This window comes from Thalassobacillus sp. B23F22_16, from assembly GCF_043496955.1.
Classification (GTDB): domain Bacteria; phylum Bacillota; class Bacilli; order Bacillales; family Halobacillaceae; genus Thalassobacillus; species Thalassobacillus devorans_A.
In genome coordinates this window covers 1-16,166 of record NZ_JBIEKD010000011.1, presented here as the reverse complement: position 1 = coordinate 16,166, position 16,166 = coordinate 1, and the positions used below count along the sequence as shown (strand labels likewise).

At 42.6% G+C, this 16,166-nt stretch carries 17 protein-coding genes; 7 read left to right on the top strand and 10 right to left on the bottom strand.

Features of this window, described 5'->3' with window-relative positions; translation table 11 throughout:
• Positions 1-44 precede the first annotated feature (44 nt).
• Both exaC and ACGTNI_RS10250 read left to right on the top strand, forming a co-directional pair.
• Positions 45-1,565, top strand: coding sequence for an acetaldehyde dehydrogenase ExaC (gene exaC, locus ACGTNI_RS10255; protein ID WP_394462108.1), 1,521 nt, complete (start codon positions 45-47; stop codon positions 1,563-1,565).
• A gap of 33 nt (positions 1,566-1,598) precedes the next feature.
• Positions 1,599-1,967 carry a DUF779 domain-containing protein gene (locus ACGTNI_RS10250; protein WP_394462106.1) on the top strand — a complete coding sequence of 123 codons (369 nt, stop codon included), beginning with the start codon at positions 1,599-1,601 and terminating at the stop codon, positions 1,965-1,967.
• Positions 1,968-2,002: 35 nt separating this feature from the next.
• Here ACGTNI_RS10250 and hutH read toward each other — a convergent pair whose 3' ends face one another.
• Both hutH and hutP read right to left on the bottom strand, forming a co-directional pair.
• Positions 2,003-3,520, bottom strand: coding sequence for a histidine ammonia-lyase (gene hutH / locus ACGTNI_RS10245; RefSeq protein ID WP_394462260.1), 1,518 nt, complete (start codon positions 3,518-3,520; stop codon positions 2,003-2,005).
• A gap of 98 nt (positions 3,521-3,618) precedes the next feature.
• Positions 3,619-4,056 carry a histidine utilization transcription antiterminator HutP gene (gene hutP / locus ACGTNI_RS10240; RefSeq protein ID WP_394462104.1) on the bottom strand — a complete coding sequence of 146 codons (438 nt, stop codon included), beginning with the start codon at positions 4,054-4,056 and terminating at the stop codon, positions 3,619-3,621.
• A 429-nt stretch (positions 4,057-4,485) separates the two neighbouring features.
• On the opposite strand from hutP, the gene ACGTNI_RS10235 reads away from it, so the two are divergent.
• Positions 4,486-4,665, top strand: coding sequence for a small acid-soluble spore protein H (locus ACGTNI_RS10235; protein ID WP_394462102.1), 180 nt, complete (start codon positions 4,486-4,488; stop codon positions 4,663-4,665).
• Positions 4,666-4,691: 26 nt separating this feature from the next.
• Here the strand turns inward: ACGTNI_RS10235 and ACGTNI_RS10230 are convergent, their stop codons facing one another.
• The gene (locus tag ACGTNI_RS10230; RefSeq protein WP_394462100.1) at positions 4,692-6,131 is read right to left on the bottom strand and encodes a PAS domain S-box protein; all 1,440 of its coding nucleotides are present in this window, start codon (positions 6,129-6,131) and stop codon (positions 4,692-4,694) included.
• 230 nt (positions 6,132-6,361) lie between these two features.
• Here ACGTNI_RS10230 and ACGTNI_RS10225 point away from each other — a divergent pair, with 230 nt between their 5' ends.
• Entirely contained in the window at positions 6,362-7,534 is a 1,173-nt protein-coding gene (locus tag ACGTNI_RS10225) for a pyridoxal phosphate-dependent aminotransferase (protein WP_394462098.1), read from the top strand.
• Positions 7,535-7,608: 74 nt separating this feature from the next.
• Here the strand turns inward: ACGTNI_RS10225 and ACGTNI_RS10220 are convergent, their stop codons facing one another.
• Both ACGTNI_RS10220 and ACGTNI_RS10215 read right to left on the bottom strand, forming a co-directional pair.
• Positions 7,609-7,770, bottom strand: coding sequence for a hypothetical protein (locus tag ACGTNI_RS10220; RefSeq protein ID WP_394462096.1), 162 nt, complete (start codon positions 7,768-7,770; stop codon positions 7,609-7,611).
• Positions 7,771-7,784: 14 nt separating this feature from the next.
• Positions 7,785-8,804, bottom strand: a complete 1,020-nt coding sequence (locus tag ACGTNI_RS10215) for an AimR family lysis-lysogeny pheromone receptor (protein WP_394462094.1) — start codon at positions 8,802-8,804, stop codon at positions 7,785-7,787.
• Between the two features lie 254 nt (positions 8,805-9,058).
• On the opposite strand from ACGTNI_RS10215, the gene ACGTNI_RS10210 reads away from it, so the two are divergent.
• A complete protein-coding gene (locus ACGTNI_RS10210) occupies positions 9,059-9,769 on the top strand; it encodes a nucleotidyltransferase domain-containing protein (protein ID WP_394462092.1) in 711 nt (236 codons plus the stop codon).
• 527 nt (positions 9,770-10,296) lie between these two features.
• On the opposite strand, the gene ACGTNI_RS10205 is transcribed toward ACGTNI_RS10210, so the two are convergent.
• Complete coding sequence (locus tag ACGTNI_RS10205; protein WP_394462090.1) at positions 10,297-11,130, bottom strand: STAS domain-containing protein; 834 nt, start codon at positions 11,128-11,130, stop codon at positions 10,297-10,299.
• 148 nt (positions 11,131-11,278) lie between these two features.
• Here ACGTNI_RS10205 and ACGTNI_RS10200 point away from each other — a divergent pair, with 148 nt between their 5' ends.
• Positions 11,279-11,728: a hypothetical protein gene (locus ACGTNI_RS10200; RefSeq protein ID WP_394462088.1), complete on the top strand. Its 450-nt coding sequence runs from the start codon at positions 11,279-11,281 to the stop codon at positions 11,726-11,728.
• Between the two features lie 11 nt (positions 11,729-11,739).
• Here ACGTNI_RS10200 and ACGTNI_RS10195 read toward each other — a convergent pair whose 3' ends face one another.
• Entirely contained in the window at positions 11,740-12,132 is a 393-nt protein-coding gene (locus ACGTNI_RS10195; protein ID WP_394462086.1) for an HIT family protein, read from the bottom strand.
• A gap of 239 nt (positions 12,133-12,371) precedes the next feature.
• Complete coding sequence (locus ACGTNI_RS10190; protein WP_394462084.1) at positions 12,372-13,130, bottom strand: TrmB family transcriptional regulator; 759 nt, start codon at positions 13,128-13,130, stop codon at positions 12,372-12,374.
• A gap of 381 nt (positions 13,131-13,511) precedes the next feature.
• Between ACGTNI_RS10190 and ACGTNI_RS10185 the strand changes: the two genes are divergently transcribed.
• Positions 13,512-14,669: an MFS transporter gene (locus tag ACGTNI_RS10185; protein ID WP_394462082.1), complete on the top strand. Its 1,158-nt coding sequence runs from the start codon at positions 13,512-13,514 to the stop codon at positions 14,667-14,669.
• A gap of 16 nt (positions 14,670-14,685) precedes the next feature.
• Here ACGTNI_RS10185 and ACGTNI_RS10180 read toward each other — a convergent pair whose 3' ends face one another.
• Positions 14,686-15,159, bottom strand: coding sequence for a DinB family protein (locus ACGTNI_RS10180; RefSeq protein ID WP_394462080.1), 474 nt, complete (start codon positions 15,157-15,159; stop codon positions 14,686-14,688).
• Positions 15,160-15,429: 270 nt separating this feature from the next.
• A partial coding sequence (locus tag ACGTNI_RS10175; RefSeq protein WP_394462078.1) for an IS3 family transposase occupies positions 15,430-16,166 on the bottom strand: 737 nt, incomplete at its 5' end.

Genomic DNA, 16,166 nt, shown 5'->3' with positions numbered 1-16,166 from the left:
TGTAAGCGGTTGCAAATATAGAAAAGTGAAATGGAGGAATCAAAATGGTTTATGCATTTCCGAACACAGACGGATCCATAGTTGAATTTAAAAAGAAGTATGATAACTACATAGGTGGAAAATGGACGCCTCCGGTTAAGGGGCAATACTTCGAAAATGTCACACCGGTGACCGGCAAATCATTTTGCGAAGTAGCAAGATCGACAGAAGAAGATGTAGAGCTTGCACTGGATGCCGCTCATGAAGCCAAGGAATCCTGGGGTAAGACCTCAGTAACCGAACGCTCCCTTATTTTGAACCGCATTGCGGATCGCATGGAAGAAAACCTAGAAAAGCTTGCGGTAGCGGAAACATGGGAAAATGGTAAAGCAGTACGTGAAACCTTGAATGCCGATATACCGCTTGCCGTGGATCATTTCCGTTATTTTGCTTCTGTCATTCGTTCTCAGGAAGGAACGATTGGTGAAATTGACGGAGACACTGTTGCTTATCATTTCAATGAGCCTCTCGGTGTAGTAGGACAAATCATTCCTTGGAACTTCCCATTACTGATGGCAACGTGGAAGCTTGCCCCTGCTCTGGCAGCCGGTAATGCCGTTGTCCTTAAACCGGCAGAGCAAACACCAGTGTCTATCCTTTATTTCTTTGAAATGATTGAAGACCTGCTTCCGCCTGGTGTTGTCAATATCGTAAACGGTTTTGGTCTGGAAGCTGGTAAGCCACTCGCCTCCAACCCACGCATCAATAAAGTAGCATTTACAGGAGAAACGACTACAGGACGTATGATTATGCAATATGCGTCGCAAAACATCATTCCTGTTACGCTTGAACTTGGAGGAAAATCACCGAACATTTTCTTCGAGGATATTATGCAAAAAGATGATGATTTCTTTGATAAAGCCATTGAAGGTCTTGTCATGTTCGCTCTTAACCAGGGCGAAGTCTGTACCTGCCCTTCCCGTGCCTTGATTCAGGAATCCATCTATGATGAGTTTATGGAGCGTGCGCTCGAACGCGTCAAGCAAATCAAAATCGGCAACCCGCTGGACCCGGAAGTGGCAATGGGAGCCCAGGCTTCATCCGAACAAATGGAAAAAATTCAATCTTATCTTCAAATTGGTAAAGAAGAAGGTGCTGAATGCCTGATTGGAGGCGAGCGTAATAAGCTTGAAGGAAATCTGTCTGAGGGGTATTACATTCAGCCGACCGTATTTAAAGGAAATAATAAAATGCGGGTTTTCCAGGAGGAAATTTTCGGACCGGTCCTGTCAGTTACTACGTTCAAAGACCCTGAGGAAGCGATGGAGATTGCCAACGATACGCTTTATGGTCTGGGAGCAGGCGTATGGTCCAGAGATATCAATACTGCCTACCGTTTCGGCCGTGGTATCGAGGCTGGACGCGTGTGGACAAACTGCTACCATGCCTATCCAGCACATGCGGCATTCGGCGGTTACAAGATGTCTGGTGTCGGACGCGAAAACCATAAGATGATGCTGTCTCATTATCAACAAACAAAGAACTTGCTGGTCAGCTATAGCCCGCAGAAACTTGGATTTTTCTAAAATCAGGCAAGTTTGAAAAGGAGCGTGACTACGATGGTTGAGCGCGTAACTGCAACAGATTCCGCTCTCCAGCTGATCGAGAAATTGAAGGAGAAACACGGTCCCCTCATGTTTCACCAGTCTGGCGGCTGCTGTGACGGCAGCTCCCCGATGTGCTATCCGGAGGGTGACTTGATTATTGGGAGTCAGGATGTACTGCTGGGTAAAATCGGCGACACGCCATTTTATATCAACAAACAGCAGTATGAATATTGGAAACATACGCAGCTGATCATCGACGTCGTCGACGGACGCGGCGGCATGTTTTCCCTGGAAGGTGTCGAGGGTAAAAGGTTCCTCAGCCGCTCCCGTGCTTTTACAGACGAAGAATACAAAGAACTCAAATCCGAAGGAGCCCTATAAAAAAACAGGCCTGCTGAACTTCAGCGGGCCTGTTTTTAGTTGGTGACCGACACAGATGTAGTCTCCCAGGAAAAATCGCCTTCTTTTAACCAAACTGCAAGACGTTCAATATCTTCCGAAAAAACACGATCTTCCGTAATTGAAGGGATGAAACTTCTCACTTTCTGGTAAAGTTCTCTTGTTGCGGAGGCCATGTTTTCGACTCCACGATATTCGACAGCCTGCATGGCGCAAATCAATTCGACGGCTAACACCCGGCGAAGGTTCGTGATAATCTGATAGGCGTGTCGGGATGCAATCGTACCCATGCTGACATGGTCTTCCTGATTGGCTGAAGAAGGAATCGAGTCAACACTCGCCGGATGTGCAAGCGTCTTATTTTCTGAAACGAGTGAAGCGGCAGCATATTGCATTATCATTGCTCCTGACTGTAATCCAGGATTCGGGCTCAAAAATGCTGGCAGGTCACTTAACTGCGGGTTGACCAGTCTTTCAATCCGCCGTTCTGAAATATTGGCGAGTTCTGCTACAGCCACTTTCATAAAATCCATCGCAAGAGCTATTGGCTGACCATGAAAATTCCCTCCTGAAACGATTAGCTCCCCATCTTCAAGAATCAACGGATTGTCTGTAGCTGCATTCGCTTCGATTTCCAGTTTGTCATGTACATAAGCTAAGCTTTGCCAGGAGGCACCATGCACTTGAGGAATGCAACGGATCGAGTATGCGTCCTGGACACGCTTTTCCCCCTGGCGTGTGGTAAGACCACTGTCAACGAGCAAGCACCTCATCCTTTCTGCTACATCCATCTGTTCCGTGAAACCTCTCGCCTCATGGATCGCAGGGTGAAAGGCATCGATAATTCCATTCAGCCCTTCCATCGTCATAGCTGCTATCCATTCGCTTTGCCGGGCCAGTCGTTCTGCTTCAATCATATTGATTACTCCCATGGCAGTCATAGCCTGAGTACCATTGATTAACGCCAAACCTTCCTTCGCTTTTAATTTCATCGGTTTGATACCAAGACTGTTCAATGCGTCAGCAGTAGACATCTCTTTCCCCTTAAAATGTACACGTCCTTCTCCTATCAAAGCTAAAGCCAGGTGGGAAAGCGGCGCTAAATCCCCGGAAGCCCCAAGTGACCCCTGGCTGGGAATGATGGGATGAATATGTTCATTAACAAACAGACACAAGCGATTAACGACAGCTTCTCTTACCCCGGAAAAGCCTTTTAAAAGTGCATTCAACCGTAACAATACCATGGCACGAGATACTACTTCCGGGAACGGTTCCCCGATTCCACAGGCATGAGAGCGGATCAAATGTAATTGCAAGTCATTAACATCCTCTTCTCCAATGGTAATGTCACTGAACTTACCGAATCCTGTATTAATACCATAAACTGTCCGGTGTTCTGCCACAATCTTCTCTACAGCCTTCCTCCCTTTACGTACCGCTTTCAAACTTTCTTCGGAGATACTGATTTCTTCGCCATCGATACAAATTCTTTCTATATCCTTGATTGTCATCGATTTACCATTTAGTTCAATCATGACCATCACTCCTTTTCTGATATAAAAAAAGAAGACGACAATGGCATACGAAATAGCCATTGCCGCCTCCTATTATCTAAATACTCTAGGCAACATTTTTATATATGATTGATTCCTAATCCCATCGTTTCATGCTCAAGGCCCTTTACAGGTGCTCCGATTGTTCCATAAAATGCTACCGCCAGCCATTCCCCTTCTCCATTTCGGTCATAGGGTTCCCCTCTTACAACAGCGAATTTCAGACCAACGGTCCGCATCATATCCCCGATGGCTATCTGCCCCCTGGTCACCCCTTCCAACGCTTCCAGGATAGCATGATACAGGGAGTGGGTCTCGCGGTATACTTCTTCAGAAATGATGTCCTGGCGCTTTGCAGCCGTCTCTACAGCTGCTATTACCTTTTGCATGTTCATGGAACCAGCCCGGCCGGTGCAGAATTTCACGCCCTCCAGCTGACCTTGGAAAGGTGTTAGTTCCTCCTCCTCCAGAGAAGCAAGCAGCACAGCTAATTTCCCGATCTTCACTCTTTGACTCATTACAACCACCAACTTCATAAGCTTAACTAGTTACTAGTATCTAGTTTAATTGTAATCGCTTTCATAATTGTCTGTCAATCTATAAATGGAAATTTTAGTAAGTTACCACACTAAACAAATAAAACAATAAAATTTTTTGTGTAGGTTCTGTTAACGTTGGTGTTGGTAGTTCATAAAAGTATTTATTCAATTATAGAACTGAAAAGTCGAAGACTTGATTTCGAGTTGTTGTTTGGGTGTTTAGGGGCGTTGGGGAAGGATTCGCTTTCCGCGGGGAAGCGAGTCGTTTCCCTGACCTTCCCATTCCTCTTATGGTAACGGAGCCAACTATCTCGAAACTGAGTCTTCAGTAATTGGGAGCTCTTACAGGGCTTTTGTATAAAATATAAATTGCTCTGCAAACTAATAAGAGAATATGGAGGTGGCAAAATGCAGGCACATCGAGCCAAGGAAATTACAGAAGCTCCGAACATGATCAACGTGACATACAATGGAACCCCTATTTACATCCAGCATGTGGACGAAAAAAATGAAACGGCCAGAATCTATCCGTTAGACAATCCACAGGAAGAAATGGAAGTAGCTTTACGTGGCTTAGAAGAAAAATAAAAAAGTGCTGGATGTCCAGCACTTTTTTATTGCCTTGAAACAGGAATGATGAGCGAAACTTTTGTGCCTTCACCGACTTGGCTTTCTACTTCCATCTCTCCATCATGACTTTTAATGATGTTATTTGTGATCATCATTCCAAGACCGGTTCCATCAGTTTTTGTGGTAAAAAATGGGGTGGTAACCTTACGTAATTCTTCCTCTGTCATGCCGCAGCCTTCATCAGCAAATCGGATGATTATATTACCATTCCATTTGCGGATTGCAATATGGAGATTGCCTCCACCCTGCATTGCTTCAATAGCATTTTTAATAATATTAATGAATGCTTGTTTCATTTTATTTTCAATTGCATGGATCAACGGGATTGGTGGAATCTTTTCTAAATGGATGGTTACGTTATGGGCTGTGGCGTGTGCGTTTAGTAATCGAATGGATTGTTGTAAAGCTGCGTGAAGATCGGTTAGTTTCATATCTTCTTCTGATGGTTTGGCCAAGGTAAGGAATTCATTGACCATGAGATGAATGCGATCGATTTCAGAAAAAATGAGGTTTTCATATTGGGTGTATGCTTTATTTTGTTTGCTGATTTCAATCAATTGGATGAAACCCTTCAAGATGGTGAGGGGGTTTTTAATTTCATGTGCGACACTGGCGGCAAACTCACTGACCAGATTCATCTTTTCATACTGCTGCAGGAGATAATTGCTCTTCGTTTCAAACTCTTTTTGCGCTGTATTGTTCCGAAATACAGCCTGAATCGCTTTTTTCCCTTGATAATTGATAACAGATCCTGTGCTTAAAATATCCATAAGCTTCCCGTCAGGCAGGACTACCGTCAGTTCGACTACACCTTCCGCCCTGCCAATCTCGAGTGCCTCTGCCACTCGCTCATGAAAACCTGGCCATTCTTCCTGACGGATGATTTTTGTCAATGGTTGTCCAACCAATTCCTGTGGGGAGGATTGTAATGCCTCGGCACCAGCCTGGTTGATGAATAAGAATTTTTCTGCATCATGAATTACCATAGCATCGGGTGCGTCTTCTACCAGCTTACGATATTCTCTCTCTCGCTCCAGGAGTTCTTCTTCCTGGAGCTTCCGTTCTGTAATATCCTGAAGTTGAATGATGAGGTGCCTATCTTTTTCATCCTGGTAAACAGAAACACTCAGCCGCCCCCACATGATCCCTCCGCCTTTTTTATAGCAGCGTTTTTCAATTTCAAAAGCATCCGTTTCTCCATTAAAAAGCCGTTGCAGCTGGCAGGATACAAGGTTGTAATCCTGGGGTGGTGTCACATCTATTACGTTTTTTTGCAACAATTCTTCTTGTTCAAATTCCAGTATGCGGCAAAACGAACGATTGACCATAATAAAGTTTCCATCCACATCTACAATAGCCATTCCAATGAACGCATGCTTAAAAGCATTCATAAAGGCTCCTTGCGTTTCTATGTTATCCAGCATTAAGAAGAAACCCCTTATTAATTAGTTTTGTTATCCCTATTATAAACGATTTAGTATGAAATTCCTGTAATATCAGTAAAAAACTCTCACACATTTCGACAAAAGATGAATGGCGTTTACCCTAAAAAGCCGTATGGACAGTCCTTTACAAAAATTAATTTTCGTTATACCATGTTAAGCATTAAATTGAAAGAAGTTTGAGAAAATTTGTGTAAAAGGGTGGCTTATATATGAAAACATTCCCGAAATCTGATATGTTAAAGCAATTGCCAGAGCAATTCTTCGCCGTATTAGCCGAAAAAATGGAAAATGCAGTTGCTGAAGGACACGATGTCATCAACCTGGGGCAAGGAAGTCCAGATAAACCAACTCCCCCTCATGTAATTAAGCGGTTAGAGGAGGCTTCACAGCAAGTGGAGAACCATAAGTATCCACCGTTTCGTGGTAAGAAAAACCTACTGAACGCGGTAGCTGAATTTTACCAGCGTGAATACGGAGTGGATATCGCTCCAGATACCGAAGTTGCTGTACTTTTCGGAGCGAAAGCCGGGCTTGTCGAACTTCCCTTGTGTCTCATGAATCCCGGTGAAACAATGCTTGTGCCCGACCCTGGTTACCCTGATTATTGGTCAGGACCCGCGATGGCAAGTGTTTCAATGTATAAAATGCCATTACTGTCAGAGAATCAGTTTTTACCTATCTATGATGATATTCCCCAGGAAGTTAAAGAAGCCTCAAAAATGCTGCTATTGAATTATCCGAATAATCCCACTGGCGCAATGGCTTCACCTGAATTTTTTGATGAAACGATTGCATTCGCTGAAAAACACGATTTATGTGTCGTCCATGATTTTGCCTATGGTGCGATTGGTTTCGATGGCAACAAACCGACAAGTTACTTAGAACGCCCAGGGGCCAAGGATATCGGAATCGAAATTTATACCATGTCGAAAACCTACAACATGGCTGGATGGCGGATCGCTTTTGCAGTAGGAAACCCATCAGTGATAGAAGCAATCAATATCATCCAGGACCACTTGTACTGCAGTGTGTTCGGCGCCGTCCAGGATGCTGCAGCCGAAGCGCTGACAGCCTCCCAAGAAGGAGTAGATGAGCTGGTGGAGCTTTATGAAGAACGTCGGAATGCCCTGGTGGAAGGAGCACATAACATCGGATGGGATATTGACGCTCCTGAAGGGTCATTCTTTGCGTGGCTAAAAGTCCCTGCCGGCTACACATCAGCTTCCTTTGCCGATATGCTGTTAGAAGAGGCAAAAGTATTGGTGGCACCGGGTATTGGTTTCGGTGAGCATGGAGAAGGATATGTCCGGGCAGGTTTAGTGATGGAAAAAGAACGAATTCTGGAAGCCCTGGACCGGATTGATAAACTTAATATCTTTTAACCAGGCTTTATATCAAAAAGAGTACGAAATGATATCAAGCAGCTTGTAGCATTCTTGCTTCAAGCTGCTTGATTTTATTTCCAGCTCCCCATCCCGCCGTCACCGGGATCAGAGGATTGCATGACTTTCTGTTCTAACTGCAGATTGTCCCCATTGAATATACCAGGATTGTCCAACTGTTCCAGCGATCCAAACAATACGAATATCAGGCCAATAACCACTACAAGCTTTTTCATCACCCTACCTCATTTCATTTGATATATTTCAAATAATAGAATGGCAGCCTGGCAAAAAAGTGATCCCCGTATTCATTTTTAAAGCGCTGATAGGCTTTATGCAGTAACAACCGGTCATTTCGTGCCACCCCTAAGTAGGTTTCCTGAAACGGGGTCAAGGATGTGAGGGAAGATAATATCTCATCTGCCTGCTTCCTATGATTTCTGGCTATTGCAAGGTGGGCAGTTTCTACTAAATCACGTGTAGTAACTCCGTCTGTTTTACGGTGGAAAGCTGCAATAAAGGGCAGTGACTGCTCTTTCAATTCGTACAGGGAGTTTGTCAGTCCATATTTTTTTGCCAGAGTGATGGACGTCTGCAAATGATTCATGGATGAATGGTAATCATCAAAAACGTCTGTCAAAGCAAGATGATGATACATACCGGACTTTTTTTCAGGAGATAAGGTTGCATTAATCACTCGATAGGCATATTTCTTAGCTATCACCCCCATATTCACTTTCCAATAATGCTGGAACATTAATTCATCGAACCGAAGCTGATAATAATATTTAAGTAAAGGTTTATTTATCTGATTCATGACGAAATGAATATCATCAACATAATTATCAAGGATGCCATACTTTTTACTATCATAATAATGATATACCAGCAGAAAGAGTCGTAAAGCCTCAGCAGCAGCATCTTCCTGCTTAATCGATCTTAGCTTCCTTGCTTCTGACAATTTAATTTTACTTCCTGATTTCCGGTTTTTTAACAAGGTATAAAAAAAGTTATACGGGCTTTCTACTTCACCCTTTGCCAAAATAGTTCTTACCTCGTCAAAATAGCCGTTCATGTAGAGGAATTCTAATGCAATCACTGTTTCTTTCTGAGTCAGCTTATGTTGCATACAAAAATTCTTGGTCATTTCTGTCGCTTTTTCCCGGGAATGATCTTTAAGTAAGTGATGGTAGGTAATATAAATGCTTGAAGGCACAGTCATCTTCCACTGGTCAACTCGACTGGGTTCTATTACTTGATAGTCTTCCACATTCACACCTTCTACTCTGTTTTGTTTGTTAGTTAAAACTCAGACATCATCTACTACAATCACCTATCACCCACAAGATTATAAGATACAAAAATAGTTTCCTTAATCTTTGAAGTATTAACTCTATTATATAATGGTTCCTGCTAAAGTGCCATTTAATAGGATTGAAAGTCCGCCAAGTATCCTAAAAAGGTTCTAATAGCAAATATGTTATAGGTGAATACCTTAATATGAGGAAAAGGAGAGGATAATAAATGGATAAAAAAATAATGGCAATCGCTGACCGTTTTATTTCAGCTCATTTTCCGCACGCCGCGATTGTTTTTATCGGAGGTAGTACCGTCCATGGGAATATTACGTCGGAATCTGATATCGATTTGATTATCATGGATGAAAAGGAACCTTCTTCTGCCTTGGAATGCCATCTGTTCGAGGGATGGAGAATAGAAGCATTTGTTTATCACCCTTCCTCCCTTCCAATTCATTTTGAAGCTGGCAAATATAAAGGACTTCCTACATTAATTAAAATGTGTATGGAAGGTGTGCAGATTATTGGAGATAGGGAGGAAGGAAACAAAATCAAAGCAAAAGCCAAGGAGATCTATGAGGCGGGGCCCTCTCCCTGGAGCCAGCAACAAATAGATGAAACTCGTTATGCTGTCACAGACTTATTATCAGACTTTGCTAGTTCCACAAGAGTGGACGAAGAAATATTCATTCTTCATGAACTGACCAGCAAGTTGACTGAACTGATGTTAAGAGGTAATACTCACTGGCTAGGGTGGGGAAAATGGCAGGCAAGAGCACTTCGAAGCTATTCCCCTGAACTATCCGAGCAAATTACACATTTATATAAAGCTTATATACAAACCAACCAAAAAGAGGATGTAGTAAGGTTTGTGCAACAGCAATTAGAGGAATTCGGGGGAGAGAAGTTCTCCGGTCATAGAGAAGAACATCTCTGAACTGAAATAAGCTGGTCGGATGGTTACAAAAAGAACAAAAGCGCAAGCGCCTTGCTAGTAATGACGTTCGACTAAAATCGGCACGTCCTGTGCCAACGTCGAACTGACCTGCATCCTCGAAAAAGAAAACCACTTTTTCTTCGTGCGATGTTGTTCTAAGAAGCATTCCTTGTCCTGCAGGCCTCCGACAAGCTTAAGCCAAGCCTCGCCGTGACGTTTTTTGTACTTTTAGACTGATTCATTTTATAAAGGATTAAAGTATAAGTAAAACTAAGGCTTTCGCCATAAACCATTGGCGATAAGCCAAGTTTTTCTAATCACAGAGAGGATTGACTTAAGACCTCGAGGGGGTAGGCGCTGGCCGATGAAAGCGCCACGTCCTGTGGCGACATCGGCACTAGCACGTCCTGTGCGTCGGAGCTGGATGGGACCAACCACTTAAAGTTATCCACAAAAAGAAAATATTATAATTTCCTAGACAAAAACAAAATGCCACCCTTATGACATGTAAGGTGCGGCATTTTTTATTATGAATTATTAACTAGATATTCTTCCAATGCCTGCTGAAGATTCCCTTTGATATCGGCCTTATCACCAAAATCAATTTCACCCTCCACCATATGTTTGACAATGGCAGCGCTCATGCCGGTTATGACAGATTCACACCCCATCATAGCAATCCCATCCAGCATTTTTGTCAGGTAATGGCTGACATCTTTCTCCATCTCAGCTACTCCTGAAAGATCGATGATCAATGTTTGAATATGTAATCGGGCTACTTCCATCAGGACTTTTTCTTCAATAACCTGGTACCGTTCTCGATCAATCTCCCCAATCAACGGAAGGATGCAGACATTTGATTTAATCGGTATGATCGGTACAGATAAATTTTTGACGAGGCTTTTTTGCGACTCAAGAAGTTGATCTTTAAAATCGGAAAAGCTGATAAAAAACCAATTCAGAAACTTATCAATCTGATCATTGATTTTTTCTTCTAATCGGTAGAATGCTTCTCTGTTCTCCGGCATTCCGCTCAGCACCTCGTACTCATAGAGGAAGTTCCAAATTGTACGGCGAATCGCCTGAACCCATTCTAATTTAAAAGAGAGTGTCATCGCATACTTTGCCCAAATCACCCCTTCTTGCTTGGCGAAATCAATCACTTCCTCCTCATCTTGTTCAACGACATGAACGGTCAGCTTATGGGCGTTCTTTAACAAATTAATATTGCCCGTAAGAAGGATCTCTTCAATTTTATCTCGTACATTCACTGCTTCATTCAATAAATTTTCTTCAAATCGTTTATCGTTAGCAGCGATGAAGTCCTTTATGTCTTGCCCCTCTTCATATTTCAAATCCACGGAGAATCCCTCCTTTATCAATTATTAGAATAAATGACTTATAATTTTAACGTGTTTTATTAATATGTACCATTTTATCAAACTCAGCCTTTTATTAAAAATAAAAACCATTTCTACAGGGGATAATAAGAAAAAGGAGTTGAGCTTGATGTGGAACAACCTGCTATTTGGCCTTATTATCCCCTTATTCATACTTTTTTTCTTATATAAAAGGAACCCGGCACTTGTGCTCTTGATGTATCCTTTAGGTGTTACCATCGCTTATACAGCCAATGATTGGGGATTCGATTTGTTCTGGGAAGTCGAACCGGATCATAAAAACCCTTCTTTATCAGCAATACCGGCAAGCCTTGGCTATTTCCCTATGATAACTGCATTATTTGCATTTACCAGAAAGAAATACCCTATTCATACTCTGTGGCATATTTTTATCTATGCATCTGTGACTACCTTGACCGAGGGAATGATGGTTCTTGCAGGAAAGGTACATTATTACAACGGCTGGAACATCTTTTTTACTTTTCTTATCTATGTCAGTGGATTTATTACCGTAGCCGTCTATACCCATATTCTTTGGAAATACAAAGTCCGGTTCTAATCCTGATCTTTTTATTTTTCCCGCTTATTTTCCGGCTGCTTCAGCCAATAACGGATGCCCTTATAAGCATAGGGTTCATCAGCAAATCGCGGAATGACGTGCAGATGAGCGTGAGGGATGGACTGCCCTCCCACCTCACCCGTATTCCATCCTGTACTGTACCCATCCGTGGAATATTTCTCATCCAGTAAAGCTTTTGCTTGCAGCAGTAATGATCTGGTGTCCTTCCATTCCTTATCTGTCAGCTCAAAGACATTGGTACGATGAGCTTTAGGAATGATCAGCCCACTCCCTTCCAGCACCTGCTGTTCCGTTTTCTTCTGAATATAATAGCAAGTGTCATTTTCCAGTACAATTCTCTGATTGCCATCTTCGACGATGTGACAAAACATACACTCTTTCATCTACTTTACCCTCTTTTTTATGTTATTTGAAAATAAAATTACTTGTTTTCGACAGGAATATACAGAACATTTCCAAAAAATGATTATTTCTGAGTGCTTTTGGTGCATTTACTTTTTTGCTTTTATGCGTTAACGTATAGTGGAAAGGGTGACCTCCCTTTTGTATATTCACTTTCCCACACCCTCTGAACGCCTCGGAGGGTCCTTTTTTTTGTTTAACTTCAGTCAGGTTTTCTCTCTTAATATCTCAGTTTCAACAATACTTCCTTAATTTCTTCATCCTTCATAATGGTATCCTTATACTTTTGGGTAATTTCCGTCAGTGCCACGTCATGATAAAAGAATTCCGTAAAGAATTTGACCAATGGACCGGAATGGCTCTGAATTGCCTGCCACTTGTCATCCTCTACCCCGGCAAACAACATTTCTTCTTCATCTACAATCAAAACTCTGCTCCGCTCCAATGCTTCATGGTGCGTATCCGGAATCAATGTAGATACCCCAGGGATATTGGTATTGATTTCTCCGATGACATGGATGTTCACTAACAATCCATCTTCATATTTCTCTTCCAATATATCCAGGTTGGACTGGATATCATCTTCCCACCCTGAGATAAAAATGGACTGGTTTGCTTTCCTAATCATCTCTCTTAAAGATGCCTGGATAGATCGGTCTTCTTTCAATGTCCAAACCCGGTCATCTTTCGGGGTTTGCCTGGTTTTGGCCGCTTTTAACCTTTCAATATTCGCTTCAAAGTCAGCCTTTAATTTCTCTATTGTCATTTCAACCGGAAGGGCAGAATAAACCCGTTTTTTCTCTGTCGTAGCTTCCAAAATCATTCCCTTTTCGCTTAAACGATGAAGAACTTCATATACCTTTGCCCGCGGTACTCCCGACTGTTTGACGATGGTTGTGGCGTCCAGCGGCTGATCGAATGCAATCAATGCCTGATAAACTTTACTTTCATATTGGGTGAATCCGAACTCTTGTAACATGGTAATTTACGCGCTCCTTGTAACAATTTATTGCTTACATCATAGCACATAAGAAAAGCGCAAGCGCCCTGAAAGACACGACACGCATAAGCAAAACGGCTGGAGGAAAGCGTTCTTTCCTTCCACAAGAAGGATTGATTATGTCGCGAGTGACTGGGCGCTGAAGCTTGCCAATTCTTCGCGGTCAAATTTTATACTTTCCTACCTCATTAAAAAAGCCTGGCTTACCGCCCAAGATACTTATGGTTAAATCTTTGGTCTCTTCTTATACTGAATCCTTTAACAAAGTTAGTAGGAAAATCGCAGTAATTCCCTCTTGCTTTCACCCTTTTTAAAAGTTACCATTGTAGTGGTAACATAAAAGAAAGGACGTCATCATAAATGGATAAACGTGTATATTTATTGACCATCGTTTCCTTTATCGTCGGTATGGTCGAATTGATTATCGGCGGCATTTTAGATTTAGTAGCAGACAGCCTGAAAGTAAGTCTCGGACAAGCTGGTTTGCTTATCACTATTTTTTCACTTGTCTATGCCATAGCAGCTCCAATTCTTTTGACAGCAACCGCGAAAGTAGAGAGAAAGCGTCTCACTTTGATTGCGCTGTCTATTTTCCTGTTTGGTAACATCATCGCGGTCATCAGCCCTTCCTACCTGGTCTTGCTGCTGGCACGGATCGTCTCAGCTGCAAGTGGTTCCTTACTGGTCGTTTTGTGTGTCACCCTTGCTTCTAATATTGTGGAAGAAAAATACCGCGCCCGCGCTATCGGAATCGTATTCATGGGCGTCAGCGCATCTCTTGTATTAGGAGTACCAATAGGGCTGATGCTTGGAAACGCGTTTGGCTGGAGAGCGCCATTTGCTCTGATCACCGTTTTGACGGTTGTTTCTATGCTTGGAGTTCACTTCTTCATGGGCAGGATTGAACCGAAACCAGCCATTCCTATTAAACAGCAGCTGGCTACCTTGAAAAATCGCAGAATTCTTTTCGCTCAGTTGACGTCCTTCTTATTTTTGACGGGACATTTAGCATTGTATGGTTATTTGACACCATTCTTAAAAATGACGATGGGCTTGAATGGTACATGGGTTAGCATCGTCTACCTTATTTTTGGAGTGGCTGCCGTAATTGGCGGTGGCGTCGGCGGAATGCTGGCTGATCGATTCGGAACGAAGCCGACGATCGTTGGGATTATCGTTACCTTTGCTTTCTCCATGTTCGTAATTCCTTTTACTACTTTCTCCCTGCCGATTTTCTTAATCGTCATGGTGGTGTGGAGCATGCTTAGCTGGGCCATCACACCTGCTATGCAAAGCTATTTGATAGAATCATCACCGGAAACCTCAGATATCCAGCAAAGCCTGAACAATTCAGCCCTTCATTTTGGTATTGCGTTTGGTTCGTTCATCGGAGGTATTGTCATTGAACAGTCATCGGTCGATTACAACGCAACCGTAGGAGGCCTGTTTATCATCATCGCTCTTGCTGCCGCTGTATTTTCGATGCTCAAACAAACAAAGCCATTGCTGTCTCATTAAAACTAATGCCAGTCACCTATTTAAGGGGGCTGGCATTTTTAGTGGATTGGTTAATCTTGTTGAGGGCCGATAAGTGCATGGCTTCATGAGAGATGTGAAATAGGAACATTTCACCTAAAGTAGTCATATGTAAAAACGGTTCCTCCAGCGGTGTATCCAGCTTACCCTTACTTATTTCAATCAGTTTACCAGGCTGCTGTTCCAATTGTTCCATCAACTTACTTGCATTTGGCGGTTCATCCTTCCATTCTGAAGGGCTGCTTCCCCTCGGAAACAGAAGGTGATATTGTAAGGGCAGCATTCTTTCCAACTTGAAATGAGTACACACCGTATGATCCCAGCCAACAAGAATATGCCCGGCATTCCACCTGATATTATTGGTCAGTTGTTCCGGAATGATATCCCATCTTTCTTCGGGAATCTCTTCAAGAAACTCCAATGTCCACCCTCTCCACATTTTCCATTGGTCAAAAACTTGTGTTTCATTCATTCGTTCTTTCCTCCATTCATATAGTGATGTTTATTTCAATTTAGCTGTCGGCAGCCCTTGTATAAAGCTACGTCAAACCTGCTGTTGATACTTCATAAGAGTTATTCAATTAAAGGGCCGAAAAGTCGAAGACTTGATTTCGAGATAATTTGGGTCCGTTGCCGAATCAGGAGTAAGGGCGGCTGGGAAACAGTTCGCTTTCCTGTGGGGGAGCCGCCGAGCCTCCTCGGTCGTTTCTGAAATGACCCCCTAAAATTGGACACTATGTAATTAAACAGCTTCTTCAAATTTTTCACGGTATTGGACAGGACTCATTCTAAGCTTTGATTTGATTCGTTGGTGATTGTAGTCATCCACAAATGCTGACAGTTCCTTCTTGAAGTGTTCGACACTTTCAAATTCTTTATAATAAAGAAGCTCTGACTTCATGATTCCAAAAAAGTTTTCTATTACCGCATTGTCGTGACAGTTGCCTTTTCTTGACATGCTTTGTGTAATCCCTGCTTCCTGCAGGGTTTGGCAATATTGTGGCATTTGGTAATGCCAGCCCTGGTCGGAATGCATTAATAATTCATCATTATCACTCAAGCGTTCTAAACCCTTTTCTAACATCTCTTCGACAAGGGAATAAGTTGGGCGCGTACCAAGCGTATAAGAGATGATTTCGCCATTAAAAAGATCAAGAATAGGAGAGAAGTAGAGCTTCTCACCGAATAGCTTGAATTCCGTGATGTCTGTTACCCATTTTTGATTGGGTTTCTCCGCCTGAAATTCCCGGTTCAACAGGTTGTCAGCCACTTTTCCGACCCGGCCCTTATAAGATTTATATTTCTTCATTCGTACACGGCATTGAAGCCCTAACTCTTTCATAAGGCGATACACTTTTTTATGATTCACGTGAATCCCCTGGTTTTGAAGGGCATTTTGAATCCGGCGATAGCCATACTTCCCATCCTGTTCATGATAAATCGCCGTGATTTTCTTCTTCAACTCTTCGTCAGGATCAC